The sequence below is a fragment of the Rubrobacter sp. M3-4 genome (genome assembly GCF_059772285.1).
Genome location: NZ_JCBAJP010000006.1, coordinates 144,067 through 167,805, shown reverse-complemented (window position 1 = coordinate 167,805; position 23,739 = coordinate 144,067). Strand labels below are relative to the sequence as shown.

General features: G+C 66.8%; 29 protein-coding genes, 2 tRNA genes and 1 riboswitch. Of the genes, 14 read left to right on the top strand and 17 right to left on the bottom strand.

Translation table 11 applies throughout. The features are described from left to right. Window positions 1–39: 39 nt before the first annotated feature. Both AC6EKW_RS09065 and araB read right to left on the bottom strand, forming a co-directional pair. Window positions 40–699: an L-ribulose-5-phosphate 4-epimerase gene (locus tag AC6EKW_RS09065; protein ID WP_498514225.1), complete on the bottom strand. Its 660-nt coding sequence runs from the start codon at window positions 697–699 to the stop codon at window positions 40–42. After that, window positions 677–2,371, bottom strand: coding sequence for a ribulokinase (gene araB, locus AC6EKW_RS09060; protein WP_498514224.1), 1,695 nt, complete (start codon window positions 2,369–2,371; stop codon window positions 677–679). The genes AC6EKW_RS09065 and araB overlap by 23 nt, the downstream gene beginning before the upstream one ends. 178 nt (window positions 2,372–2,549) lie before the next feature. Here araB and AC6EKW_RS09055 point away from each other — a divergent pair, with 178 nt between their 5' ends. Genes AC6EKW_RS09055 through AC6EKW_RS09040 form a run of 4 tightly spaced genes read left to right on the top strand, consistent with a single transcriptional unit; the run spans window position 2,550 to window position 5,848 of the window. Next, window positions 2,550–2,840, top strand: coding sequence for a hypothetical protein (locus AC6EKW_RS09055; RefSeq protein WP_498514223.1), 291 nt, complete (start codon window positions 2,550–2,552; stop codon window positions 2,838–2,840). Continuing rightward, window positions 2,833–3,372, top strand: a complete 540-nt coding sequence (locus tag AC6EKW_RS09050; protein WP_498514222.1) for a helix-turn-helix transcriptional regulator — start codon at window positions 2,833–2,835, stop codon at window positions 3,370–3,372. The genes AC6EKW_RS09055 and AC6EKW_RS09050 overlap by 8 nt, the downstream gene beginning before the upstream one ends. Before the next feature lie 39 nt (window positions 3,373–3,411). After that, window positions 3,412–4,908 carry an MGH1-like glycoside hydrolase domain-containing protein gene (locus AC6EKW_RS09045; protein ID WP_498514221.1) on the top strand — a complete coding sequence of 499 codons (1,497 nt, stop codon included), beginning with the start codon at window positions 3,412–3,414 and terminating at the stop codon, window positions 4,906–4,908. Between the two features lie 49 nt (window positions 4,909–4,957). After that, the gene (locus AC6EKW_RS09040) at window positions 4,958–5,848 is read left to right on the top strand and encodes an isocitrate lyase/PEP mutase family protein (protein WP_498514220.1); all 891 of its coding nucleotides are present in this window, start codon (window positions 4,958–4,960) and stop codon (window positions 5,846–5,848) included. Window positions 5,849–5,855: 7 nt separating this feature from the next. Here the strand turns inward: AC6EKW_RS09040 and AC6EKW_RS09035 are convergent, their stop codons facing one another. After that, window positions 5,856–6,962 carry a Glu/Leu/Phe/Val family dehydrogenase gene (locus AC6EKW_RS09035; RefSeq protein WP_498514219.1) on the bottom strand — a complete coding sequence of 369 codons (1,107 nt, stop codon included), beginning with the start codon at window positions 6,960–6,962 and terminating at the stop codon, window positions 5,856–5,858. Window positions 6,963–7,067: 105 nt separating this feature from the next. Here AC6EKW_RS09035 and AC6EKW_RS09030 point away from each other — a divergent pair, with 105 nt between their 5' ends. Beyond that, window positions 7,068–8,171, top strand: a complete 1,104-nt coding sequence (locus AC6EKW_RS09030; protein WP_498514218.1) for a hypothetical protein — start codon at window positions 7,068–7,070, stop codon at window positions 8,169–8,171. On the opposite strand, the gene AC6EKW_RS09025 is transcribed toward AC6EKW_RS09030, so the two are convergent. Then, complete coding sequence (locus tag AC6EKW_RS09025; RefSeq protein WP_273886738.1) at window positions 8,158–8,664, bottom strand: bifunctional nuclease family protein; 507 nt, start codon at window positions 8,662–8,664, stop codon at window positions 8,158–8,160. The two genes, AC6EKW_RS09030 and AC6EKW_RS09025, sit on opposite strands and share 14 nt — an antisense overlap. A 134-nt stretch (window positions 8,665–8,798) precedes the next feature. Here AC6EKW_RS09025 and AC6EKW_RS09020 point away from each other — a divergent pair. Then, window positions 8,799–8,872: transfer RNA gene (locus AC6EKW_RS09020), tRNA-Ile, on the top strand. A 16-nt stretch (window positions 8,873–8,888) separates the two neighbouring features. Here the strand turns inward: AC6EKW_RS09020 and AC6EKW_RS09015 are convergent. The 3 genes from AC6EKW_RS09015 to AC6EKW_RS09005 all read right to left on the bottom strand — a co-directional run bounded on the left by AC6EKW_RS09015 (window position 8,889) and on the right by AC6EKW_RS09005 (window position 11,817). Further along, entirely contained in the window at window positions 8,889–9,794 is a 906-nt protein-coding gene (locus tag AC6EKW_RS09015; RefSeq protein WP_498514217.1) for an LLM class flavin-dependent oxidoreductase, read from the bottom strand. Next, a complete protein-coding gene (locus AC6EKW_RS09010) occupies window positions 9,791–9,892 on the bottom strand; it encodes a hypothetical protein (RefSeq protein WP_498514249.1) in 102 nt (33 codons plus the stop codon). The genes AC6EKW_RS09015 and AC6EKW_RS09010 overlap by 4 nt, the downstream gene beginning before the upstream one ends. Window positions 9,893–10,017: 125 nt before the next feature. Then, window positions 10,018–11,817 carry an LLM class flavin-dependent oxidoreductase gene (locus tag AC6EKW_RS09005; protein ID WP_498514216.1) on the bottom strand — a complete coding sequence of 600 codons (1,800 nt, stop codon included), beginning with the start codon at window positions 11,815–11,817 and terminating at the stop codon, window positions 10,018–10,020. A 127-nt stretch (window positions 11,818–11,944) separates the two neighbouring features. Between AC6EKW_RS09005 and AC6EKW_RS09000 the strand changes: the two genes are divergently transcribed. Both AC6EKW_RS09000 and AC6EKW_RS08995 read left to right on the top strand, forming a co-directional pair. Beyond that, window positions 11,945–12,352, top strand: coding sequence for a MarR family winged helix-turn-helix transcriptional regulator (locus AC6EKW_RS09000; RefSeq protein WP_273886745.1), 408 nt, complete (start codon window positions 11,945–11,947; stop codon window positions 12,350–12,352). A 99-nt stretch (window positions 12,353–12,451) separates the two neighbouring features. Next, a complete protein-coding gene (locus AC6EKW_RS08995; RefSeq protein ID WP_273886746.1) occupies window positions 12,452–13,375 on the top strand; it encodes a sugar phosphate isomerase/epimerase family protein in 924 nt (307 codons plus the stop codon). Window positions 13,376–13,399: 24 nt separating this feature from the next. Here the strand turns inward: AC6EKW_RS08995 and AC6EKW_RS08990 are convergent, their stop codons facing one another. The 6 genes from AC6EKW_RS08990 to AC6EKW_RS08965 form a co-directional block, all read right to left on the bottom strand. Further along, entirely contained in the window at window positions 13,400–13,600 is a 201-nt protein-coding gene (locus AC6EKW_RS08990) for a hypothetical protein (protein WP_273886747.1), read from the bottom strand. 42 nt (window positions 13,601–13,642) lie between these two features. Further along, window positions 13,643–14,224, bottom strand: coding sequence for an Asp23/Gls24 family envelope stress response protein (locus AC6EKW_RS08985; RefSeq protein ID WP_273886748.1), 582 nt, complete (start codon window positions 14,222–14,224; stop codon window positions 13,643–13,645). Window positions 14,225–14,228: 4 nt separating this feature from the next. After that, window positions 14,229–14,825: an Asp23/Gls24 family envelope stress response protein gene (locus AC6EKW_RS08980; protein ID WP_498514215.1), complete on the bottom strand. Its 597-nt coding sequence runs from the start codon at window positions 14,823–14,825 to the stop codon at window positions 14,229–14,231. Then, complete coding sequence (locus AC6EKW_RS08975; protein ID WP_498514214.1) at window positions 14,822–15,166, bottom strand: hypothetical protein; 345 nt, start codon at window positions 15,164–15,166, stop codon at window positions 14,822–14,824. Before AC6EKW_RS08975 ends, AC6EKW_RS08980 begins: the two co-directional genes overlap by 4 nt. 5 nt (window positions 15,167–15,171) lie before the next feature. Next, on the bottom strand, window positions 15,172–15,639 hold the full coding sequence (locus AC6EKW_RS08970; protein WP_273886751.1) for an Asp23/Gls24 family envelope stress response protein: 468 nt from the start codon (window positions 15,637–15,639) through the stop codon (window positions 15,172–15,174). 292 nt (window positions 15,640–15,931) lie between these two features. Further along, entirely contained in the window at window positions 15,932–16,210 is a 279-nt protein-coding gene (locus AC6EKW_RS08965) for a GlsB/YeaQ/YmgE family stress response membrane protein (RefSeq protein WP_273886752.1), read from the bottom strand. A 240-nt stretch (window positions 16,211–16,450) separates the two neighbouring features. On the opposite strand from AC6EKW_RS08965, the gene AC6EKW_RS08960 reads away from it, so the two are divergent. The 4 genes from AC6EKW_RS08960 to AC6EKW_RS08945 all read left to right on the top strand — a co-directional run bounded on the left by AC6EKW_RS08960 (window position 16,451) and on the right by AC6EKW_RS08945 (window position 18,496). Continuing rightward, on the top strand, window positions 16,451–16,672 hold the full coding sequence (locus AC6EKW_RS08960) for a hypothetical protein (RefSeq protein WP_273886753.1): 222 nt from the start codon (window positions 16,451–16,453) through the stop codon (window positions 16,670–16,672). 140 nt (window positions 16,673–16,812) lie between these two features. Continuing rightward, complete coding sequence (locus AC6EKW_RS08955; RefSeq protein ID WP_273886754.1) at window positions 16,813–17,346, top strand: RNA polymerase sigma factor; 534 nt, start codon at window positions 16,813–16,815, stop codon at window positions 17,344–17,346. Continuing rightward, the gene (locus AC6EKW_RS08950; protein WP_273886755.1) at window positions 17,343–17,654 is read left to right on the top strand and encodes an anti-sigma factor family protein; all 312 of its coding nucleotides are present in this window, start codon (window positions 17,343–17,345) and stop codon (window positions 17,652–17,654) included. Before AC6EKW_RS08955 ends, AC6EKW_RS08950 begins: the two co-directional genes overlap by 4 nt. 23 nt (window positions 17,655–17,677) lie before the next feature. Continuing rightward, window positions 17,678–18,496, top strand: a complete 819-nt coding sequence (locus AC6EKW_RS08945) for a mechanosensitive ion channel family protein (RefSeq protein ID WP_273886756.1) — start codon at window positions 17,678–17,680, stop codon at window positions 18,494–18,496. A gap of 109 nt (window positions 18,497–18,605) precedes the next feature. After that, window positions 18,606–18,689, top strand: a riboswitch (cyclic di-GMP riboswitch). Window positions 18,690–18,880: 191 nt separating this feature from the next. On the opposite strand, the gene AC6EKW_RS08940 is transcribed toward AC6EKW_RS08945, so the two are convergent. The 3 genes from AC6EKW_RS08940 to AC6EKW_RS08930 form a co-directional block, all read right to left on the bottom strand. Next, complete coding sequence (locus AC6EKW_RS08940; RefSeq protein ID WP_273886757.1) at window positions 18,881–20,059, bottom strand: multidrug effflux MFS transporter; 1,179 nt, start codon at window positions 20,057–20,059, stop codon at window positions 18,881–18,883. Between the two features lie 387 nt (window positions 20,060–20,446). Beyond that, the gene (locus tag AC6EKW_RS08935) at window positions 20,447–20,851 is read right to left on the bottom strand and encodes a DUF4267 domain-containing protein (RefSeq protein ID WP_498514213.1); all 405 of its coding nucleotides are present in this window, start codon (window positions 20,849–20,851) and stop codon (window positions 20,447–20,449) included. Window positions 20,852–21,133: 282 nt separating this feature from the next. Next, a tRNA-Arg gene (locus AC6EKW_RS08930) sits at window positions 21,134–21,207 on the bottom strand. A gap of 124 nt (window positions 21,208–21,331) precedes the next feature. Here AC6EKW_RS08930 and AC6EKW_RS08925 point away from each other — a divergent pair. Both AC6EKW_RS08925 and AC6EKW_RS08920 read left to right on the top strand, forming a co-directional pair. Then, window positions 21,332–22,030, top strand: a complete 699-nt coding sequence (locus AC6EKW_RS08925) for a response regulator transcription factor (protein ID WP_273886759.1) — start codon at window positions 21,332–21,334, stop codon at window positions 22,028–22,030. A gap of 11 nt (window positions 22,031–22,041) precedes the next feature. Then, window positions 22,042–22,677 carry a phosphoribosyltransferase gene (locus AC6EKW_RS08920; protein WP_498514212.1) on the top strand — a complete coding sequence of 212 codons (636 nt, stop codon included), beginning with the start codon at window positions 22,042–22,044 and terminating at the stop codon, window positions 22,675–22,677. Here AC6EKW_RS08920 and AC6EKW_RS08915 read toward each other — a convergent pair. Continuing rightward, window positions 22,674–23,708: a nucleotidyltransferase family protein gene (locus tag AC6EKW_RS08915; protein ID WP_273886761.1), complete on the bottom strand. Its 1,035-nt coding sequence runs from the start codon at window positions 23,706–23,708 to the stop codon at window positions 22,674–22,676. The two genes, AC6EKW_RS08920 and AC6EKW_RS08915, sit on opposite strands and share 4 nt — an antisense overlap. Window positions 23,709–23,739: the final 31 nt, after the last annotated feature.

Sequence of the window (23,739 nt, the reverse complement as noted above, 5' to 3'; positions counted from 1 at the left end):
CCCTATCCTGGGTCTGGATGTCACCTCGTTCACCTCCGTCTAACTCTTCTTCTGGCCGTACTGTGTGGTGTAGCGTTCGTGCAGCCTCGCGATGTCCTCCTCGGAGAGGGGGATGGGCTCGCCGAGCTGAACAGCGAGGAAGCTCGTCCGGGCCACGTCCTCGCACATGACGGCTGCCTTTATCGCCTCCAGCGGGCTCTTTCCGACGGCGAAGACCCCGTGGTTCTGCATCACGACCGCGGGGGACTCCTGTCCCCTCAGCGTCCGGACGACCTCGCGGCCTATCTCCTCGCCACCGATCGGGGCGAAGCCGCCGCAGGGGATGGGCCCCCCGAACTCGTCGGCCATCGCGGTCAGGAAGCAGGGGATCTCCCTCCCGACGGCGGCCCAGGCGGTCGCGTAGGGACTGTGGGTGTGCACCACCCCGCCGACATCGGGCATCTCGCGGTAGATGTAGCAGTGGGAGGCGGTGTCCGACGAGGGGTTGTAGTGTCCCTCGACCACGTTCGCCTCCTCGTCGACGACGACCATCGACTCCGGGGTGAGCTCCTCGTACCTGAGGCCGCTCGGCTTTATGACGATGAGCCCGGAGTCCGGGTCGCGCCCGCTCAGGTTGCCGCTCGTCCAGGCGACGAGGCCGTTTCTGGGGAGCTCCTGGTGGAGCCTGGCGACCTCCTCACGCAGTGCTCTGAGCCTCACGCTCTCCTCCCTTGCTCTCGCGCTGGATCTTCTTGAGGCGCTTCATGACGTCGTTCTCGCCGCGCCCGAAGTAGTCGTGCAGCGTCTCGTACTCCCGGTAGAGCGCGTCGTAGACGCGCCGGTTCTCCTCGATGGGCCGGTAGACGTCCTCGTGCACCCGGCTCATGTGCCGCGAGGCCTCGGCGATGTCCCTGTAGACCCCGGCGGCGACGGCAGCGTGCATCGCGCTCCCGAGCGCCGGTCCCTGCTCGCTCGCGATGACGTCGAGCGGGTAGCCGGTCACGTCGGCGTAGATCTGCATCAGGAGCCGGTTCTTCATCAGACCGCCGGCGATGACCAGCCCGTCCACCGCCACCCCGCTCTGCTTGAAGGTCTCGATGATCTTGCGCGTCCCGTAGGCGGTGGACTCGATGAGCGCCCGGTAGATGTCCGGGGCCCGGGTGGCGAGCGTCGCCCCGACCAGCACGCCGCTCAACCCGGCGTCGACGAGCACCGAGCGGTTGCCGTTCCACCAGTCGAGCGCGAGCAGGCCGTGCTCGCCGGGCCTTTGCTTTGCAGCCTCGGCCTCGAGATGGCCGTGCAGGTCGAGCCCTGTTCTGCGGGCGGCCTCGTGGTACTCGGGCGGGACGGCGTGCCTCACGAACCAGCCGAAGATGTCCCCGACCCCGCTCTGCCCGGCCTCGTAGCCGTAGTATCCGGGGACTATGCCGTCCTCGACCACCCCGCACATCCCCGGCACCTCGGCGAGACGATCGCCGAGGACCAGGTGGCAGTTGCTCGTTCCGGCGATGATCACCATCTTCCCCGGCTCTACGACGCCCGCGGCGGGGGCGCAGACGTGGGCGTCGACGTTGCCGACGGCGACCGCGGTGCCCTCCCTGAGCCCGGTCCACCCCGCGGCCTCCGCCGTGAGCCCCCCGGCCCGCGACCCGAGCGGCGAGAGCTCGCGCTTCATCTTCTCGTCCACCACGCCCGCAAGCCCGGGGTGCAACCCGCCGAAGAACTCGTCGTCCGGGAAGCGCCCGTCCTGGTAGATCGCCTTGTACCCGGCCGTGCAGGTATTGCGCGTCTCGACCCCGCACAACCGCCAGACGATCCAGTCGGCCGCCTCGATGATCCGATCGGCCTCCCGGTAGACCTCCGGGGCCTCCTCCAGGATCTGCAACACCTTGGGGAAGAACCACTCCGAGGAGATCTTGCCGCCGTAGCGGGCGAGCCAGCTCTGGCCGGTCTTCCGGGCGAGCTCGTTGACCTCGTCCGCCTGCGGCTGGGAGGCGTGGTGCTTCCAGAGCTTGACCCAGGCGTGAGGCTCGTCCCTCCACTCCGGCAGCGTGCACAGCGGCGTACCATCTTCCTTCACCGGCAGGATCGTGCAGGAGGTGAAGTCTATCCCGACTCCGACGATGGACGCCGGGTCCACCCCGCTCTCGCGCACGGCCTCGGGAACCGCCCGCCTGAGTACCTCGATGTAATCCTCCGGGTCCTGCAGCGCCCACTCCGGGGGGAGCTCCCTGCCGTCGGGCAGCTCCCGGTCCATCACCCCGTGCGGGTAGGCGCAGACCGCGCTCGCCAGCTCCTCCCCGTCGGAGGTGCGCACCACCACCGCCCGGCCCGATTCGGTCCCGAAGTCCACCCCGACCGTGCAGATGTCCGCCCTCTTGCCTTCGCTCATCTCCTCCTCCTCTCTTCGGCCCCAAGTATACGTGCGGATCGAACGTTTTTGATCGCCCGAGGCGTTGGTTTCTGCTGTGCGCCACCCTTCCCGGCACACCCAACCTTCTCACGTCGGCGGCCGGGGTCAACGTGAGGATAGTGTAGAAAAAGGGTACGATTACGACCTGGTGGGAGAGGTGCAGAGGCTCAGGCTGGGATCGGGGCTACCGGTGCGGGCGCAGAACGCGGGGCTCTTCGTCTCGCGCGGACGCGGGGTGCACCCGGACCGGGTGCTTAGCTCTTACGAGCTCATCTTCGTGCGCGAGGGGGCGCTCTCCATATTCGAGGAGGAGCGGCTCTTCGAGGTAGGGGCGGGACAGTCGCTCGTCCTCTGGCCCGGGAGGCGGCACTACGGGGCCGCGCCCTACCCCCCGGATCTCTTCCTTCTACTGGATACACTTCGAGGTCTGCGAGGCGGGAGTGGGTGATGGAGGGCTGGAGGTGCCCCAGCACGCCACGGTCGGACGTCCGAACCACCTCGCGGAGCTCTTCCGGCGCTTCCTCGACGACCAGGAGTCGCGGTGGTTGGATTCCGTGCGGGCCGCCCTGCTCCTGATGCTGATGCTCTGCGAGGTCTCCGGGGCCGGTCCATCAACCCGGACCACCGATGGGAACGCCACGCTCCTCGCCTGCCGGGCCGATTCCTACATCCGCACCCACTTCCACGACCCGGCGCTCTCCACCTCGACGGTGGCGCGAGAGCTCGGCTACAACCCGGACTATCTAGGCCGGGCCTACCGGGCCGTCTACGGCCAGACGATGACGGAGGCGATCCACTGGCGAAGGATGCGTCACGCCCGCCGGATGCTCATCGAGAGCGACCACAACGTCGAGGAGATCGCCCGCGAGTGCGGCTTCAAGGATGCGAGGTACTTCCGCAGGATCTTCCGCCGCTACGAGGGGATGAACCCGCTCGCCTTCCGGCGGCTCTACGCGCAGGTGCACGTGAACACCGGCTAAGCCCCTTTGCAACCGGAGCATTCCCGTGAGATCATCCCTGTGGTGACGCCTCGCTTCGACACCCACCTCGAAGAGCCGCTCGTGGAGGAGAATCCCTTCCGCGGGGTCGGGCCGGACCCGGAGCCCGTCCCTGCCTTCGAGGAGGTGCGCTCCGCCCTGCCCGAACCCGTTTGGGAGGGGAGGGCGGAGATCCTCGCCTGCTACCGGCGGGCGTGGGAGCTCGCCTTCTCCAACCTGCGTACCCCCGAGCCGGCGAGCGGGTTCGTCTCGAGCTTCGTGGACACGGCGTTCAACGAGTGCCTCTTCATGTGGGACTCGGCGTTCATCGTGCTCTTCTGCCGCTACGGGAGGCGCGCCTTCGGATTCCAGCGCACCCTGGACAACCTCTACGCGAAACAGCACCCCGACGGGTTCATCTGCCGCGAGATCGACACCCACACCGGCGAGGACCGCTTCGAACGTTTCGACCCAACCAGCACCGGGCCGAACGTGCTGCCGTGGGCCGAGTGGGAGTACTACCGCGACACGGGAGACGCAGAGAGGCTCGCGCGCGTCTTCCCGGCCCTGCTCGCCTACCACCGCTGGACGCGGCGCTTCCGCACCTGGCGCGACGGCTCCCACTGGACCTCGGGGCTCGGCTCCGGGATGGACAACCAGCCGCGCTTCGCCGGCACGCGCGAGGAGCGGCTCTTCACCCACGGACACCTGGTCTGGGCCGACGCCTGCCTGCAGCAGGCCTTCGCCGCCGGCATCCTGACGGAGATGGCCCGTATCCTCGGTCGTGAAGCCCCGGATCTGCCGGCCGAGAGGGAGCGCCTCGTCCGCTATGCGAACGAGAGGCTCTGGGACGAGCGCAGCGCCTTCTACCACGACGCGCTGCCGGACGGTTCGCTCTCCGGGATGAAGAGCGTGGGGGCGTACTGGGCGCTTCTGGCCGGGGCGGTGCCCGAAGAGAGGCTGGAGCGGTTCGTCGGACACCTGGAGAACCCGGGAGAGTTCTCGAGGCCGCACCGGGTGCCCTCGCTCTCCGCGGACCACCCGGAGTACCGCGCGGACGGCGGGTACTGGCTCGGCGGGGTCTGGCCTCCGACGAACTACATGCTGCTGCGCGGGCTCGAGAGGGTGGGCCGTTGGGATCTCGCGCACGAGATCGGACGCAACCACCTCGAGAACGTCACCCGCGTCTTCGAGCGCACCGGGACCCTCTGGGAGAACTACGCCCCGGAGCGCGAGGAGCCTGGAAACCCGGCCCGCGACGACTTCGTCGGCTGGAGCGGGATCGGGCCGGTGGCGGTGCTGCTGGAGCAGGTGCTCGGGCTGCACCCCGACGCCCCCGCGGGTCGTCTCCTCTGGGACGTGCGGCTGCTCGAAGAGCACGGCGTACTGCGCTACCCGTTCGGGGCGCGGGGCACGCTTGATCTGCTGTGCAGGGCCCGCTCCTCGCCCCTGGAGGAGCCGCGGATAGAGGCCTCATCCAGCACGCCGCTCGAGCTCGTGGTCCGCTGGGAGGGTAAAGAGAAGACGCTGCACCTCTGAAAAACGCGGTTCGTGAACGGAGGGAGTGCTTTCGAGAGGAGGTTTTGCTGTGGGCGTTCTCCGTGGAGGCGGGAACGACAGGAGGCGGAGGCTGCGCGAGCTGCTCGAGGGCGGCGGGTTGGTGGCGGCGCCGGGGGTGTACGACGCGCTCGGCGCCCGGCTCGTCGAGGAGGCGGGGTTCCCCGCGGTCTACATGACGGGGTTCGGGAGCGCGGCCGCGCTCGGCGGGATGCCGGACGTGGGGCTCCTCACGATGAGCGAGATGGTCGAGAACGCCCGCAGGATCGCGCAGGCCGTGGACATCCCGCTGATCGCCGACGCGGACACCGGGTACGGGAACCCGCTGAACGTCATCCGGGCGGTCAAAAGCTACGAGGCCGCAGGCGTTGCCGCGATCCACATCGAGGATCAGGTCTTCCCCAAGAAGTGCGGGCATCTCTCCGGCAAGCAGGTCGTCCCGGTGGAGGAGATGGTACAGAAAGTCCGGGCCGCAATCTACGCGAGGGAGGATCAGGACTTCGTCATCATCGCGCGTACCGACGCGCGGGCCGTCGAGGGGCTCGGGAGGGCGATTGAACGTACCCGCGCCTACCGGGAGGCTGGGGCCGACGTGCTGTTCGTTGAGGCGGTCGAGAGCGAGGAGGAGGCTGAGACCGTCGCACGGGAGCTCGCCGGGACGCCGCTGCTCTTCAACTGGGTCGAAGGGGGCAAGACCCCGCCGGTATCCGCGGAACGCCTGGAGGAGATGGGCTACTCGCTCGTCATCTTCCCCGTAAGCACCCTGCTCGGTGCGACCCGGGAGATGAGGCGGGTCCTGCGGGAGATCCGGGAGAGGGGGACCCCCGGGGCGCTCTCCGGGGAGTCCCCCTCGTTCTCCGGGTTCGTCGAGTTCATCGGGCTCCCCGAGGTGAGGGAGCTCGAGGGGCGCTTCGGCGGCTAGGGAATCCTCAGAGAACCTCGCGCTGGCGCGGCCTCTCCCCGTAGGGGTGTCCGGTGTGCAGGCGCTCTATCGAGCTTATCGCCTGGATGCGCTCCAGGGCCAGGGTGTCGGCGGCCACGTGCGTGGGGACCCCGTCGCGCCTGGAGATGGCGATTATGCTCTTCATCGAGTCGTAGATGCGCTTCACGCGCTGGGTCGCCCGGGCCCGGTTGTAGCCTTCGAGCTCGTCGGCGACGTTTATCAGGCCGCCGGCGTTTATGACGTAGTCGGGGGCGTAGAGGATGCCCCGCCCGGCCAGCTCCTCCCCGTGACGCGGCTCGAGGAGGACGTTGTTCGCGCTCCCGGCGACGATGCGGCAGCGGAGGCGTGGGAGCGTCTCGTCGTTGATCACTGCGCCGAGCGCGCAGGGGGCGAGGATGTCGCAGGGGACCGAGAGGATCTCGTCCGGCTCCACCGGCTTGGCGGAGAACTCGGAGATCGCACGCTCCACGGCCGCGTCCTCCACGTCGGTGACGATGAGGTTCGCGCCCTCCTCGTGCAGCAGCCGGCAGAGGTTGTAGCCCACGTGCCCGAGGCCCTGCACGGCGACCGTCAGCCCTTCGAGCGAGGACGATCCGAAGACCTCCTCGGCGCAGGCGCGCATCCCCTGCAGCACGCCGAGCGCGGTGAACGGCGAGGGGTCGCCCGAGCCGCCGTGGGTCACGTCCGCGCCGACCACGTGCGAGGTCTCGACCCGGATGTGCGCCATGTCCTCGGTCGATGTGCCCACGTCCTCTGCGACGATGTAGCGGCCGCCGAGCGTCTCGATGTAGCGCCCGAAGGAGCGGAAGAGCGCCTCGGACTTGTCGGTGTGGGGATCACCGATGATCACGGACTTCCCGCCCCCGAGGTTGAGGCCGCTCGCGGCGGCCTTGTAGGTCATCCCCCTGGCTAGTCGCAGTACGTCTACCAGCGCCTCGTCCTCGCTCGCGTAGGGGTACATCCGGCAGCCGCCGAGCGCGGGTCCGAGCGTCGTGTCGTGTATGGCTATGATCGCCCGCAGCCCCGTCTGCCTGTCGTGGCAGAAGACGACCTGTTCGTAGCGGTGTTCGGAGAGCTCCGCGAAGATCTCCATCTTTCCTCCTTTCCCGAACGCTGTCCGGGAAGAGATTCTACTATCGGCAGAGAAGAACGGGCGTTATCCCGTCCCCCTTGCATGCTATCATGCCCACTCGGATGCATGGACAGGCTCCGCGGACGCGATGAGGGGGAGATGGCCGAGCAGGTCTCTGAGTTCGAGTGGCGGCTGGACGGGGAGGAGGCCGAGATCGTCCTCTACGCCCCGGACGATTCGGCGGCCGAGAGGGTGCTCCCCGCCGCGTCCCTGGAGGGGGTCGAGAGCCCCGTCTACGCGGTCCACTCGGGGGAGGGTTTCGGCTGGGTCCTCGCCGCGCACTTCGCCGCGCCGGACCTCTTCTCCGCGCCTTCCTGCGGGCTACTTCTGCGCACCGGCGTGCGCTCCGACAGCCTCGACGTGCCGCCCAGGGATCTCGTGCCCGTGATCCTGCGCCGCCTCTCCGAGGTCGTCCCGCCGCCGCTGAACGCCTCCGCCGCGGGGAGGCTCTGCGAGGCGGGGGCCGCCTTCGCCGCCGAGGAGGGGTTGATCGAGGAGGAGGATCTCGAGGTGTTCGGGCGTTCTGGAGGGGACCCTGACACACTGGGCCGGCGCGCTCTCGTCGCCGCGGGACGGGACTGGGAGGAGCCCGCAGCGGTCGACGTCCGGGTGGTCGGGGACATCTTCGACACCGAAAGGGCCGAAGAAGTCGGGATCGAGAGGGGAGAGATCGTGCTGGTAGTGAGCGCCGGGAGCGGGGACCTCGGATGCCTCGCCGTTGAAGCACATCGCGGGCGGATACTGAGCCGTGTGAGGAGCGGCGTCTTCGACGGGCGCGAGGACCTGCCCGCCGCTCCCGCGGACGGGGAGGAGACGTACGACCTGCTCGCGGCGGTCGGAGCCGCCACCGCCTTCGCTGGGGGGCGCGCCGCGCTAAGGCTCTGGGCCCTGCGCAGAGCCCTGCGGGAGGATCTGCCGGAGCTGGTGCCCGTCGCCTCGTGGAGCGTGGGGGGGCTGAGAGAGGAAGAGGGCCATCTGGTGCACCGGCGTCATCTCGCCGCCGCGGACGAGGGGCAGGTGCTCTGCGCAGGCAGGTTCGCGACCGCTTCTCTCGGGGCGATGTTGCGGAGCGCGCCGCCGTTCGGCGGCGCGGAGCGAGAAGGAAAGTGGCCCTGGGAGGAGGCCGGTCTCGTGCAGAGGATCGCAGACCTCGAGCCTACTTCTCCCTGAAGTCTTCCGGGGAGACCCGCTCGACCCACTCCTTGAACTTGTCCACGATCTCCTCTTCTGCGGTCTCCTCCATCGACTCCTCGAAGACCACAGCCGCCTCCTCTATCACCTCGTCGGCCGCGAAGATCTCGGCCCCCGAGCGTACGGCGAGGGCTATGGCGTCCGACGGTCTGGAGTCTACCTCGACGGTCCGACCGTCGATCTCGAGCGTGATCGTGGCGTAGAAGGTCGAGTCCTCGAGCTTGGTGACCGTGACGCGCTCCATCCGGGCCCCGAGCTCTTTCACGAGGTTGACCGTCAGGTCGTGGGTGAGCGGGCGCGGGAACTCCTGGTTCTGGAGCTTCATGAGGATTGCGCGGGCTATGTCCTGCCCGATCCAGATCGGAAGGTAGCGGTTGTCGTTCTCGACCTTGAGGATGACGATCGGAGTGGAGCTGAAAAGGTCCATGTTTATGCCGTAGATGGACATCCTGGTGAAGCCGTCGGCGCTCACTGGCTATGCTCCTCTCAAGCTGCGAAGCCTTGGTCTTACACCCAACATCGAGCAGATTTTACTTCCGGGCCCCCTTCTCTTCAATCGGCTTGTCAGGTGAGCCGGGGTGTTGTACATTAGTTGCGCCGATCTTCGGGCCTGTAGCTCAGCCGGTTAGAGCGCTTCTCTGATAAGGAAGAGGTCCCTGGTTCGAGTCCAGGCAGGCCCACCCCGGTCTTCGCCATCTACCGGCCTTTACGGCCGGCGGCGACCATCTCGCGTACGGCCGGGGCCACTTCGGAGCCGAAGAGTTCCATCGAATAGGCGTCGTCGGCCATCAGGATGAAGCCGCTCATACCGTAATCCAGCGTGAGCCGTGCCAGCTCTTCGGCCCACTGTCGCGGTGGCCCGGTGAGGGGAGAGCGGCCTCCGCCGGACGTGAACCTGCCTGCGAGGTTGATCAGCCGGCGTACCTCGGAGGGATCGCGTCCAGCCGCGGCTGCACCTTCGTCGATGCGCGCGTTCATCTCTTCGAGGTCGGAGAACCCGCCTTTCAGGTAGGGCAGCGAGGGGAGCCATCCGTCCGCCGCGCGCCCGGTGAGCCGCAGCATCCTGGGTCCGTAGGCCCCGATCCATATCCCGATGTGGTGCGCGGGAGACGGGCCGCGCTTGGCGCCCTTTATCCGGTAGTGTTCGCCTTCGAAGTAGATCCCGCCGCGCGTGGAGGTGTCCCAGACCGCGCGTACGATGCCGATGGCCTCCTCCAGCGCCTCGACCGCCTGCCCCGGCGTGCGCCGGGGACCGCCCATGGCCTCTATGGCATCCCAGAACGAACCCGCTCCGAGTCCCAGCTCGATGCGACCTCCGCTCAGCAGGTCCAGGCTCGCGGCGCTGCGGGCGAGCAGTACCGGGTGTCTGAGGGGCAGGTTGAGGACGTTGCCGCTGAGGTGGATCCTGGTGGTGCGTGCTGCGGCGTAGGAGATCAACGTCCAGGTATCGAGGAAGGCCGGCTGGTATGGATGATCCTGGAACGTCACCAGATCCAACCCCGCCCGCTCCGCCGCCTGTGCGAGCTCGACCGCGTGGTCGGCGGGGTCGGCCGCCGGTGTTATGAACGCACCGAAGAGAGGTTCGTGCCCGTAGTCCGTCATATCGTGCTCCTTGGGATTTCCCGCCGGTGGGAGGTGCCCGCCGGGGCGAGGTTGAAGTTGTCCCGGAAGACGTTGTCGGGATCGTAGAGGGCTTTCAGCCTGCGCAGGCGCGCCAGCGTCCGCGGGGGGAAGGCGTCGGCGAGGCGTTCTGGGCGTAGGTCGGTCTCGAAGCTGAGGTAGAGTCCCGAGAGATGGCGGTAGACTCCGCCGTCCCATACGGCGTTCAGGGCCGGCTGGCTCGCCCCGAACGCGCGCTCGGTTCGCCCCGCGCGTCGTGGTAGCTGCCCCGGGCGTTCGCCATGATGTCCGCGTAGGGCGTGATGACGACGTTCTGGTCGTAGACCGGCGCGACGCCGGCCAGCGGTTCCAGGCGGTCCAGGATGGCCTGCGGCTCGTCGGAGTCGACCACGGCGAGCACGTAGCCCACAGGCGGCCTGCGGCGGGATGGGCTGATGATGAGAAAGCTCGTGAGGTCGCGCGGAGACGCCTCGACCACCGCGCCCCACCTCTCCAGCAGGCCGGCGGCGTCGCCGGCGTCCACGACGAACTGCGCCCATCCGACCTCGCCCACCTCGCAGACTTCGAGCTCGAACGAGGTCGCGATGCCGAAGTTGGCCCCGGCGCCGCGCACGGCCCAGAAAAGATCCCGGTTCTCCTCCTCGCTCGCGTGCACCACCGAACCGTCGGCGAGTACCATCTCGACGGCTCTCAGCCGGTCTATGGTCAGCCCGTGCTCCCGGCAGAACCACCCGATGCCCCCCGCCGTGGCGAGCCCACCCACGCCGACCCCGCCGTAGTCCCCGGAGCTCAGCGCCAATCCGTGCGGAGCGAGGGCGGAAGCGACGTCCATCCACCGTGCTCCCGGCCCCAGTTTCACCCTTCGGCGCGCTGCGTCCGAAACCTCTGTGGCGTTCATCCGGGAGAGGTCTATGACGATGCCGCCATCGTTGGTCGAACGCCCGCTGATCCCGTGCCCCCCGCTGCGGATGGAGAGCGGTACGTGCGGGTGCTCGCGAGCGAAGGAGAGTGCCTCGACCACCCCTCCGGTGTTCTCCGGACGCAGGACGAGACCCGGGGATCCGCCGCGCAGGTAGGTGGACCGCACCCTCTTGTAGCCCGGGTCTCCCGGCTCCACCGTGCTCTCCGCGAGCGAAGGGGGGATGCGCTCGTAATCTATGCCGGCCCTGCGCCGGGCACGCACCGCAGCTCGCCGCCTCGGGGGTCTCGGAGGGATGCCGGACGGTCTTTTCGCCGTGACCTCACGCAGCACCGGCGCAACCCTGGAGGCGAACCTTTCCATGGCGGAGCTGTCCCCGGTCTCGAGCAGCAGGGTTCGCACGCCGCCTTCTTCCACGAGCGGCGACAGCTCCCCGACCCACTCGTCCGGAGTTCCGGAGTGATCCGGGATCACGATCGCCCGCCGGATCTCCCGCGGATCACGCCCCGCCTCGCGCGCCGCACCGTCGAGGATCTCGTTCGCGGCGCGAAGCTCTCCCGCGTCTCGGATGCCGGATACCCAACCTTCTGCCTTCGATCCCGCGAGCCGGAGCAACCAGGGCTCGTCTCCCTCGACCCAGACCGGCACGTCACGCTCGGGTGCGGGCCCGCCGCGCGCACCATACAGGCCGTAGTGCTCCCCTCCGTAGCGCAGCGGCCCCTCCGGCGCGTCGAGCATGCCGCGTACCACGTCCAGGGCCTCGCCGAACGCCCCCTCGGAAACGTCAGACCCGAGCACGAGGCGTACCCTCCCCGAGGAGAGTAAGTCCAGGCTCGCTGCAGCCCGCCCCAACACCGCCGGCACCCTGAACGCGAGATCCTTCACCCCCGCCATGATGCGTACCCGGCCGGTCCGGGCTCCGACCCAGGCCGAGAGCGTCCACACCTCGATGCCACCCGGATGGTCCGGGTCGTCCCGCAGCATCACGAGGTCATATCCGAACCCCTCGGCCTTCTGCGCGATGCCGGGCGCAGCCTCGCCCGGCCTCAGACAGACCCCGATCTCGACCGTGTGAGCGTAGTCCACACCACCTCTCTTTCAAGGTTGACTGATCAACCATTTTATCATTATGGTTGATCAGTCAACTATAATCCGGAAGATGGAAGGTGGGATCACGCGGGAGCAGGCGGCTCTCTGGGAGAGCTACCGGAGGATGAGTGTGCGGTTGGGCGAGAGGATCGGGCGGGAGCTCGCTCGGGGGGCCGGGCTTTCGGAGGCCGAGTTCGAGATACTCGAGGCGTTGGTCGAGGCGGGGGAGGAGCCTGTGAGGGCGCTCGCCCTGCGCTGTGGGCTCGAGTGGGAGAAGAGCCGGCTCTCCCACCAGCTCCGCAGGATGGAGCGGCGGGGGCTCGTCGTACGGGAGGAATGTCCGGAGGACAGGCGGGGGGCGGTGGTTCGGGTGACGGAGGTCGGGCGGAGCCTCGCCCGGCGGGCCAGGGAGCGCTACGAGCTGGTGGTGAGACGTTATGTGGTGGAGGCTCTGACCGAGGAGCAGCTGGAAGCTCTGGGGGACATCGCGGAGAGCGTGCTCGCCGGTTTGAAGGAGAAGGACGAGGTTTAAAGACGAGTTATCCCTCTTTTAACCCGGGTTTCACCCGGTGTCTCCGGCTCCGGCCTATACTCGGCGCGGTCACGCGAGAGGAGAAGGAGCGGAGGATCTATGATGCTCGTGGGGATAAACCTCGAGGGTTGCTTCATGGTGGGGTGCGAGGAACTCTCCGGAGCCGTGAGTGAGCTCTGGGAGGCCGAGCCGGACTTCATCGAGGTCGCACCACACCTGCTCGGGGTCATTCTCGGTGGGCGTCTGGAAGAGACCAGGGTGGAGGAGGTGCGCCGGGTGCTCCTCGAGACGGGGCCGTCGTACACCGTTCACGCTCCGCACAGGATCAACCTCATGTCTTCCGACCCGGTGGAGCGTGAGCTGCACCTCGAGGTTCTGAAGTCCAGCGTGAGGTTCGCCTCCGAGATCGGAGCCCGGGTCGTGGTGTGTCACGCCGGGTTGCGCAGGAACGCGCGCGACGGTGGCGTAAGCCTCGACGAACAGCTCGAAGGCGAGCGGCGCGCGCTCGCCGAAGCCGGAGATCTCGCCCAGAGCCTCCGGGTCACCATAGCGGTCGAGAACACCTATCCGGAGCCTTCGTTGCTGAGGGGGGATCTGTATGCCTACGCCGTGCGCCCGTCTGCGCTCGCGGCCCAGCTGGCCGTCCTCGATCACCCGGCGGTTCGCATGTGTCTGGACGTCGGGCACGCGGCCATCGCCGCGAGTGCTTACGGGTTCGACCTGGTGGGGGAGTGCCGGGCCGCCGCGCCTATGGTGCACCACGTCCACCTGCACGACAACTTCGGGGTGCCTGATTACCACGCCGAACCCCTCGTCTCGGAGCGCTGGGCCCTGGGGCGCGGGGATCTACACCTTCCACCGGGCCGGGGCAGGTTGCCGCTCTCTGAGGTCTTGCGCGCTCTGGAGCCCCGCGGCGGGCACACCTGTTGCGTAGAGCTCGCTCCCCCCGCCCGCCCGGCCGTCCGCCCGGCGCTGCGAGCCGCGCGAGAGCTGGTGAGGAGAAAGGCGGCGCCGGTCGCATGAGGCCGGGCTCCCGGCCGGGTGCTCTCAGAGGCGGTTGCCGCGTCCGCGCACTCTCTCCTGGAGTCCCTCCACGTCGAGCTCACCTTCCAGGAACCTGCCCACCAGATAACCTATTATGCCGAGCACTATGGCCACGACCGTGATCCCGACCCCGAGCGTGGTGCCTACCAGCACCAGCCCGACACCGATTATCGCTCCCCATTCTCTGTAGCTGAAAGCTCTCAACTGCCGTTCTCCTTTCTTTTGAGTTCCGGGTTTTCAGGTGCGTTACTCGATGGAGCGCCGTCCGGAGGTCTGGAGCGTCCTGCTGACGATCACCTCGACCTCACCCGGAGGCACGTTTTGCTTCTCGAACTCCTTCGTGATGTACTCTCTTACCTTCTGCGCTAGGGAGGAGAGGTCCGTGTCCGTGGGGGCTTCTATGGTGCAGCGCACCCTGTTACGGTCTCCCTCGCCGCGCAGCACGACGTCGGCAGAGAGGGCTCCGGCCTCGAGGGCCGCTCCCTCGGCCATGGCTTTCAGCGCGCGCGGCTGGATGCGCACCTCCCTGCCGGGGGACTCGTCGATCACGACGTCGTCGGGACGGTTCACGCCCGGTATGAGCTCGCGCAGGAACAGGATGAAGAAGACGACGGCGGCTATTATCCCGCCTATCCCGAAGACCGTGCGCGAACTCCTTATGGTGGAGACGGAGAACCCTCCCAAAGCGCGCAGCGCCGCCCGATAGTCGAAGTAGGAGTCGACCCGCGCCGGCGGGATCACCCCGTAGCCGATCAGGATGAGCAGCACGGGGACTGCTATCAATATGAGGGCGAAGATGATCATGACCAGCCGGTTGAAGATGTTCACCGCCCTACCTCACCCTCCTTCTCACGCTACGGGGATCGGTCTCCCCGACGTCCACCCTGACCTTCTTCGCGATCTTCTGCGGGTATCCGAGGTCTCTGATCCTCTCGTGCACGGCCTGCGCCAACGCCCTCTGGACTTCTGAACGATCGCCTTCGCCCCTGCGCATCCTGGCTTCGACCCTGATCCTGGCTCTCCCCCTACGCAGGGGCTTCACCCTGGCGGAGGATTCCAGGATCCGCCGGTCCTCGTCGACGCACTGCAGGATCTCCTCTTCGAGTGTGGAGCGGGTGGTGTAGAGGCCGTCGCCCACGCTCAGGTAACGCGGCCTCGGAGGCTTGAGCTCCGCGATGAGCAGAGCCAGCCCGATCAGGGCGATGACCACGAGCACGACCGTCTCGAGCACCGTGAGGCTCTGTCCGTCCACGTCCCGAACGAAGGCCTCGAGACCCGAGTAGAAGGCGGTGCCGGAGAGGTTTCCCCGGAGCGGCAGCCCGGAGAGGCTGTACCCGAACAACCCGAAGGAGTAAACGAAGAGGAAGGCCCCGGCCGCGGTCAGAGCGGCGAAGACGAGCGCCATGAGGATGCGGTTGAAGATTCTCATCTCTCGGAAGCCTCCTCGACATCGTCTATGACGACGTTCACCGTGCGGCTCCCCACCTCGCGGGCCACCCTCTCGCGCACTTCGCCGGCGAGCTCCGGCAGAGACCTGGGCGGTGGGTAGCCGACCACCACGTGCACCTCCACCCGCTCCTTATCGACCATCACGCCGACGACTTTCTCCCCGGCCCCGTACGTCGCGGCTTCGGCGTACAGACCCTGGCCGAGACGAACCACGCCCTCCGTGGCGAGGGCGGCATCCGAAGCCGCCCTCGCCACGCGGAGAGCCTCGTCTTCTACCCGAAGCTCTCGCCGCCGGTCGTCGTTTTTGCCTGTCTCGGACACCCGGACTACTGCACCCGGCCGCTTCTGCCCTGCTCTATCTGGCGGCTCTCCTCGTCTGCTTCCTCCTGCTCCTCCTGCGGGAAGTAGATGTCCGCCACCTCTATGTTGACCTCCTTCACCCTGAGGCCCACGAGGCTCTCGATGCGGCTTATGACGTTCCTTCTGACCGCCTCCGCCAGCTGCGGTATCGGCTTGCCGTACTCGGTCGTCATCACGAGGTCGACCGCGGCTTCCTCCCGACCCACCTCGACGGAGACCCCACGGGTCTGGCCACCCGACCCGGAGACGCTCCCGATCAGGTTGCCCACGGCCCCGGCGGCGCCACCCCCGCCCATCTTGACGCCCTCTATCTCCTGAGCGGCTATGCCGGCTACCCTCGCCACCACGTTGTCCTCGATGCGGGTCGTGCCCCTGCCGCTCTGCAGGCTACCGCCCTGCTGCTGCTCCCTGTTCTTCTCTCGCTGCTCGGTCATCGTTCCTCCTTTTCGTCTTCCTTTTCTCTGCCCCGACTTTGCTCCCGTCTCTCGGACGGCGCTACTTTCCGAACTTCTCCTTCACGTCCTCCTTCTTCTCCTTGAGCTTGCCTTTTGCTTTGTCTGCGAGCCCTTCGGCCCTGTCTCGTCCGCTCATCTCGTGCCTTTCTCGCTCGATCTACGTGTCGTCATGCTTTAGAAGATAGAGCGTTATATACCCAACTATTCATTTTAGTAACTTCATGATCCCTACACCTCTTGTGGACATGCTCGCATTGGTGGAAGGACGCCCCTACCTCCGGCGGCCGCCGGAATAACCCCTGCTGCCCGCCACCAGCCGGTAGATCACGAGCAGTATCACCGCGCCTATGACCGAGACGATGACCGAGGCCACGTTGACCCCGCTCACCCCCGGACCTCCGAGCGCTCCGACGATGGCCCCTCCTATGATCGCCCCGACGATGCCGATGACGATCGTGACCACGATCCCACCCGGGTCTCTTCCCGGCATGATCCACTTCGCTATGGCGCCGGCTATGAGCCCCAGCACTATCCACGATATGATGCCCAAAAGAGCTTCTCACCTCCCTGGTTTCGTTTTGCGCCTTCTGTCCGATTCGACAGAGCGTTCCGCCGGGACGTTACAGCCGGAGGAAAATTTTTTCGTGTGAGCGGTCGGGGCCCTGATCCAGGCCCTCATGTGACCGTAATAAGCCGTATATGAGCGCTGTCTATCCCAGATGGGCCATCCCGTGCGGGGTTCGATCCAGGGATGTGTGTTGTAGGCGCTTTGCGGGAAGAGGTGTTTTGCTTGGACCTGCCACACGGCTACAGGTTGGACATGAGCGATCCCGACATCTTCCTCCTCGTCCGGGAAGATGGAGAGATCGCCGGCAGGTTCTCCGCGCTGGGTGCGGATCCCGGGGAGATAGAGCGTGCGGCCTGGGAGGATTTCCTGGAGCGTTCCGGCGAGGTACGGCGCGGGAGACGCCCCTGCCACGGAGAACGCGGCAGGGAAGACGGCTCGGGCTGAGCGTCGGGACGAACAGGTATTTGTGCACTTTCACAGAAGACACAATGTCAGACGTGTGTCAACATACGCCGACCGGTCGGGAGAGATGTTCTCCGGTAACGCGAGAAGGGTGAAAGCTGTCGAATACCGGTGATACAAAATTGAGCGACGCCGCGCTCGTGGCGCGGACGCTCTCCGGGGACAGGAAGGCCTTCACCCGGCTGCTCAGGCGCCACGAGGGCTCCGTCTACCGGGTCTGCTACCGGATTCTTGGCGACCGCGAGGACGCGAAGGACGCAACCCAGGAGGCTTTCATCCGGGCGTACGAGAGACTGGAGAGTTTCGAGGGACGCAGCGCGTTCCGCACCTGGCTGCTGCGCGTCGCGGTGAACGTCAGCCTGAACATGAGCAAGAAGAACCGCAGGGAGAGCGCGCGGGAGCTTCCCCCCGAGAGGTTGCTGGGGGCGGACCCGGAGCCCGGCCCGGAGCAGAGCGCGGTGAGCTCAGAGCGGCTCGAGCAGTTGCACCGGGCGCTCTATCACCTCGAGGACAACCATCGAGCGGCCGTCGTACTGAGGGATCTCGAAGGGCTCTCCTACGCCGAGATCTCGCAGGTTCTCGACGTGGCGGAGGGTACGGCGCGGGTGTGGGCCTTTCGAGGCCGGGCGAAGCTCAAGGAGATCCTGACCTCATGAACGAAGGAGAGGTCCACGAGATGATCCCCGCGTATCTCGCCGGAGAGCTCTCCGAGGAAGAGGCGAGGAAGGTCGAGCGGGCGATCGAAGGCTCCGAGCGGCTCAGGCGCGAGCTGGAACGCTACGAGAGGCTGTTCGTGCTGCTCTCCGCCGCTGCATCCCAGGAGATAGATCCTCCCCGGGATCTCGAGATGCGCATCCGCTCCCAGGTGGCCATGAGGATCTACCTCAAGGCGGCCTTCGAGCTGGCGGACGGGCTCCTGGGAACCTACGGCCGGGCACTTGTCTATTATCTTGGGCTCTCTTGAACGAGACGAGGAGGTAAAAGGCTTTGAGCGAGGCGGGATCCACCCTTCTTTCCTACATACCACACGTCCTCGGGGCGCTGGCGATCCTCGTGGCCGGGGTCGTACTCGCCATCCTGGCGAGAGGTGGCTCGCGGGTGGTGCTCGAGAGGCTGCGCTTCGACGACGCCTGCGAGCGGGTCGGGATAACCTCGATCATGCGCGAGGGAGCCATAAACCGCACTCCCACCCAGCTCGTGGCCCTGATCATCTTCTACGCGATAATCCTCATAGCCGTCCTGGCCGCCCTCGGTCCGCTCGGGCTGGACTTCCTTGCCACCACGCTGAACAAGCTGCTTCTGTATGCGCCGAAGGCGCTCGCTGCTGTTTTGATCCTCTTCCTCGGCACCTCGGCTTCCGGGCTCCTTGCCGAGCTCACCAGCCGGGGGCTCGCCAGCGCGGGGGTGAGACGTACCGGGGGGCTCTCCACGATAGTGCGTGTGGGGGTGGTGACGGTCGCCGCGATCCTGGCCGCAGCGATGCTCGGTATAAACGTCTCCATCCTCATAGCCATAGCCGTCGTCGCCCTCGGGAGCGTGGGGCTCACCGCTTCGCTGGCCTTCGGGCTCGGGTTGAGGGATCTCTCGCGCAACATAGCCGCGAGCCGCTACATCTCCGAGAGGATCTCCGAAGGGGACCAGATAAGCCTGGATTCCGTCTCGGGGACGGTCGAAAGCATAGGATTCGCCACTACCACCGTGCGCGACGCCCGGGACGGCTCCCTCTACATCGTTCCCAACGCCCGCTTCATGGAGCACGTCGTGGTGAAGAAACCGGATGGAGAGGGGGAGCGTGCTCGAATATGAAGAGGCCCCATTTTAGCCACTTGGCCAGCTGCATTCCCTGACCTTTAACCTATAATGCGACGATCGAAAACCGAATACGTTGAGACCACCACGATCGGTGGAACCTCAGCTCAGGGGTAGAGGCGTCGAGCTCCGCTTCCCGTATGTGGGCACCTGGGGCGGAGGGAGCCAGTGGTGCAACCGGCTACCTGGGACACTCGAGATGGTCCCTGGTAGCCCTTGTTTTTGGATGAGGAGAGGGGAGGTGATCGGACAGCGCTTGGAGCATTCGTGCGGGTGAGGCACCAGGTTGCAGTGGCAATTTTGTGGACGGATGCTCCCGGCACCTTCAGCTCCGTCGTTACCTACACCGTGACGGCCAGATAGACGCGGGGCCGATGCTCTTCAGGTTCCTCTTCGCCGGGCGGCGGGTACGATCCGCTGCGAAAGCAGCGCCATCGTCCCGAGCAGGGCTATGATGATCCCCATGGGCAGCGCCGTGTGGGCGCCTCCGATCCCCACGAGGGGTGCCACCAGCGCCCCCACAGCGAACTGGAAGACCCCGAGCAGGGCGGAGGCCGTTCCCGCTTCCTGCGGGTGGTTCGTGAGGGCGAGCGCCGTGGCGTTGGGCATCACGAACCCGAGGCTCGAGACGACCACGAAGAGGCATGCGAGCACGGCCGCCATGCCCAGCTTCCCGGAAGCCACCACCGCGAGCAGCCCGACACCTCCAGCCGCAGTTGCGGAGAGCCCCCGGATCAGCAACCACTCCGGCGACAGCTTCCCGACGACCAGGCCGTTGAGCTGGTTGGCCAGCGCGAGACCGAGAGCGTTGATGCCGAAGAGCAGGCTGAAGGTCTGGGGAGAAACCCCGTAGATATCCTGCAGGACGAACGGAGACCCGGAGATGTAGGCGAACATCGCGGCGAACCCGAGCCCACACCCCATGGCCCGCCCGACGAACGCCCGGTCGGAGACCAGGACCCGCAGTGCCCGCCCCGTCTCTCCTCCGATACTTCCCGGCCGACGCCTTGCAGCCGGCAGCGTCTCCGGCAGGCGGCTCGCCGCAACGAACAACGCGAGCCCTATGGCGGCGAGCAGGGCGAATACCACCCGCCAGCCGGCGAACCTCAGTATCTGTCCTCCGATCAGAGGGGCGAGTATGGGGGCGAGCCCGTTGATGAGCATCATCGTCGAGAACATCCTCGCCGCCGCCACCCCGGACCTCAGATCCCGCACCATGGCGCGGGCGATCACGATGCCCGCGGCCCCACCGATTCCCTGCACGAACCTCATGGCTATCAGCAAGTACACCGAAGGCGCCACCAGACACAGCACCGAGGCGGCGGCGTAGAGTGCGACCCCGAGGAGGAGAGGTCGCTTGCGCCCCAGCGCGTCGCTCGCGGGCCCCGCGTACATCTGCCCCAGCGCCAGCCCGGCCAGGCACGCCGTGAGCGTGAGCTGGGTGAGCGAGGCGGTGCTGCCGAGCGAGCGTGTCATCGAGGGAAGCGCCGGCAGGTACATGTCGATGGAGAGCGGGCCGAAGGCCGAGAGCGCCCCGAGCGTCACCACGACGCGGCTCATACCCCGGCTTTTCTCTTCCCGGGTTGTCCTCCCCTCCTTGCCTGTTCGCCTTATGAACACGGGGAGGATTGTGCGCCAGGGCTTCCCCGGGGCGCAAGACCACCAGGGGGTATCTTTCACCGCAGAGACAACCGGATTTCACGGCGGGTTACGATGGAAATGGATTTTCGGGGGTTGTCGCCAGCGAGCCTGCCCCCTCGTGGCGGCGCTGCTCGCCTGGTCCGGGGACAGTCCCTGGTCCATCGATCTCCTGGTTGCCGTCGTTTCGACCGTCAGCCTCGTTTCGGCCTGGCTGGCCGGGGAGACCTATCGCAGGACATCTCCGGGAGCGTCATCCCCGGGCAGGAGGTGCGGATGATGAGCAGGCGGCCTGACGGTGGGTGGCGTTCAGTCGTCTTGCTGGCGAAGCATCTCCGATCCGAGCGCCAGCAGGATCATGCTGGAAGCCGCGTGCTGCGCAACCTGCCAGGGTTTTCCACCCTCCAGCAGGACCAGTGTGGCGTCGAGCGCTGGTATCACCGCCCCGGTAACCCAGAGTATGCCCAGTGGCCGGCGCATCCCGAGCTTCAGCATCGTGAGCGCGGAGAGTCCCAGCCCCAGGTCCCTCGCCGCGGCCACCCGCACGAACCCCCCATCCTCGGGGCGGTCGGGAGGGAGCCCGAACCACCGCGCCATGTAGCCGGGACGCAACATGCCCGCCGCCCCGATCCCGGCGAGTCCCGCCCCGCCGAGTGCCGAGAGCAGGTAGTAGATGCCCCCCGGTCCCCAGCTTCCTTCGCTCGCGGATGACACCCTGCTGGCTCCTTTCCTGGCTCGAGAGACCCCGTGTAGAGTTTACATGCGCCGGGATCCGGAGGGAGCCGCGACCTGCCGGTACGTGGGGGATCACCACGACCCGAAGCATCTCTTTTCCTGGGGTGCGCTCCGTATGCTCCCGGGGCGTGCAGGACGCCGTCGCGGAGGCGATGGATGCTGCGCTCGGATAACCGTGTTGGTGTAGCGGTCGGTGTACTAGAGCCCCGGCGTAGAACCGGGGCTCTCCTATCTTCCTGCGGTTTGCAGGACTTTTGGGGGCGCGCTCGGCAGGACTCGAACCTGCGACCTTCTGATTCGTAGTCAGACGCTCTATCCAGCTGAGCTACGAGCGCACGCTCCAAATGATAACCGCGAACCCGCCATTGCTCAAGGTGGGTGTTTCTTCGGGGAGGGGGTTGTGGGTATACTTGGGGGAGAGATTGGAGGATGGACGAATGAGAGGGCGGCTCTAGTATCTTGGACGCCTCGGTTTTGTTGGTCATCGGCGATGACGAGGAGAGGCTGCGGCTGCGCCGGGCCCTTGCCGGGGAAGGATGGAAGGTGCTTCCGGCCGGGAGTGGGGCGCAGGCACGGCAGCTGGCGGAGAGCCAGAGTTTCGACGTTGCGGTCGTGGACAACCGGCTCCCCGACGAGCGGGGCTTTCGTGTGATCTCCGCGGTCCAGAAGCCCGGGGTCTCGACGGTGGCCCTGCTGCGGGACGAGGACACGATGGAGCGCATCGTCGGGATAGAACTCGGCGCGGACTACTACATGCGCTCCCCGGTGAACCCGAGGGAGCTGGTGGCGCGCGTCAAGCAGATCTTCCGCAAGCGGGAGCTGGCGAGCAGCATCTCGGATATCTCCGGCCGGGTACGGGTCGGAGATCTCGAGATCGACCCCGAGCGGGTGGAGGTGCGCAAGGGGGGCAGGGAGATCCTGCTCTCCCCCAGGGAGTTCAAGCTGCTGCACACGCTGGCGCAGAGCCCGGGGAGGGTCTTCCCGCGCGATGCTTTGCTGCGCCAGGTGTGGGGCGAGGATGAATACATAGACGAGCGCACGGTCAACGTCTACATCCAGAGGCTCAGAACCAAGCTCGGGGACAACCCGAACAAACCGAAGCTCATAGAGACCGTTCGCGGCTTCGGCTACCGCTTCATCAAACCGCCTCCCTCCTGAGGAGGATTCAGGTGATCAGGTTCCGCGACCGGGCAGAGGCTGGCCAGAGGCTCGCGGAGGCTCTGGCGGCGGAATACTCCGGGCGCGAGGACGTGCTGGTCCTCGGGCTTCCGCGGGGCGGGATCGTGGTGGCGGCGGAGATCTCCCGTCGGCTGGGGGTGCCGCTGGACATGGTCGCGGTACGCAAGCTCGGCGCCCCGATGCAGCCGGAGCTCGCGATAGGAGCCGTCTCGGAGGGGGGGAAGGTGCTGCTCGACAGAGACCTCATCGAGCGCCTGCGGGTTCCCGAAGAGTATGTGGAGAGCGAGGTGAAGAGTCAGAGGCGTACCCTGGAGGAGAGGCTGAGGCGCTATCGGGGGGAGAGAGAGCCCGTTCCCGTCGAGGGGAGGGTGTGCATCCTGGTCGACGACGGGCTCGCGACCGGGAGTACGGCGGCAGCGGCGGCTGCTTCTCTCCGGGAGAGAAACCCCAGGAAGATCGTCTTCGCGGTGCCGGTGGCGAGCGATCAGGGGTACCTGAGGCTCAGGGGCATGGTGGACGAGATCGTCTGTCCTCAGGTGGTCCAGGATATGGGGGCGGTGGGATACTACTACGAGCGCTTCGACCCGGTGGAGGACGAGGAGGTGATGGAACTCCTCTCCGGTTAGCGGGCCGCCCGGATCAGAGCGCCCCCCCGGATCGTCTCGCCCGCGCGCACGTCGTAGCCGTACCCGACGATGCAGTCCTCGAGGTATGCTCCCTCTCCCACGCTCGAGCCCGGGAGAAGTATGCTGCTCTTTATCGTCGCGTTCGGGCGGATCCAGCAGTCCGACCCCACTGTCACGTCCCCGGAGAGGGTGACGCCGCGTCCGATCACGGCGTCCTTGCCCACGACCACGTAGCCCTCGAGCTTCGCCGTCGGGTGGATCTGGGCATCCTCCCCGACCCAGAGGGTGCCGTTTATCTTCCTGCCCGGGATGTTCACCCGCACCTTGCCCGAGAGCACGTCGTACTGAGCCTCCCGGTAGGCCTGCAGCGTCCCGATGTCCGACCAGTAGAAGTTGCCCTGGTAGCCGACGAACCTCTCTTCGGCCTCGAGCAGCTTGGGGAAGACGTCTTTCGCGAAGTCGTAGAAGGTATCCTCGGGGATGTAGTCCAGCACCTCGGGCTCGAAGACGTAGATGCCGGTGTTGGCCAGCGTGCTTATCGCCTCTTCGGGCTTCGGCTTCTCCTGGAAGCCCAGTATGTTGCCCTCCTCGTCGACCTCCACGACGCCGAACTCCGAGGTGTCGAAGACGCGCCTGAGCGCGATGGTGGCGAGCGCCCCCTTCTCGCGGTGGAAGGCGACGAGCTCCCCGAGGTCTATGTCTGTGAGGGCGTCCCCGGAGATCACGACGAAGGTCTCCTCGAAGTGGTCCTCGAGGCGCTTCACACCCCCCGCCGTCCCGAGCAGCCTCTCCTCGCGCGAGAGGTGTATCTCCATGCCGTTTATGCGCGAGTGCTCGCCGTAGGCCCTGAGCAGCTCGTCCGCCAGGTAGTGTACGTTCGCGTAGACCTCCTCGATGCCGTGCCGGGCCAAAAGGTCGAAGATGTGCTCTATTATCGGGCGGTCCACGACCGGGGCCATCGGTTTGGGGGTCTCACCCGTGAGCGGGAACAGCCGGGTGCCTTTACCGGCGGCCAGCGCCATCGCCTTCATGTGTCGGGGCTCCTCTTGATCCTGACTCTAA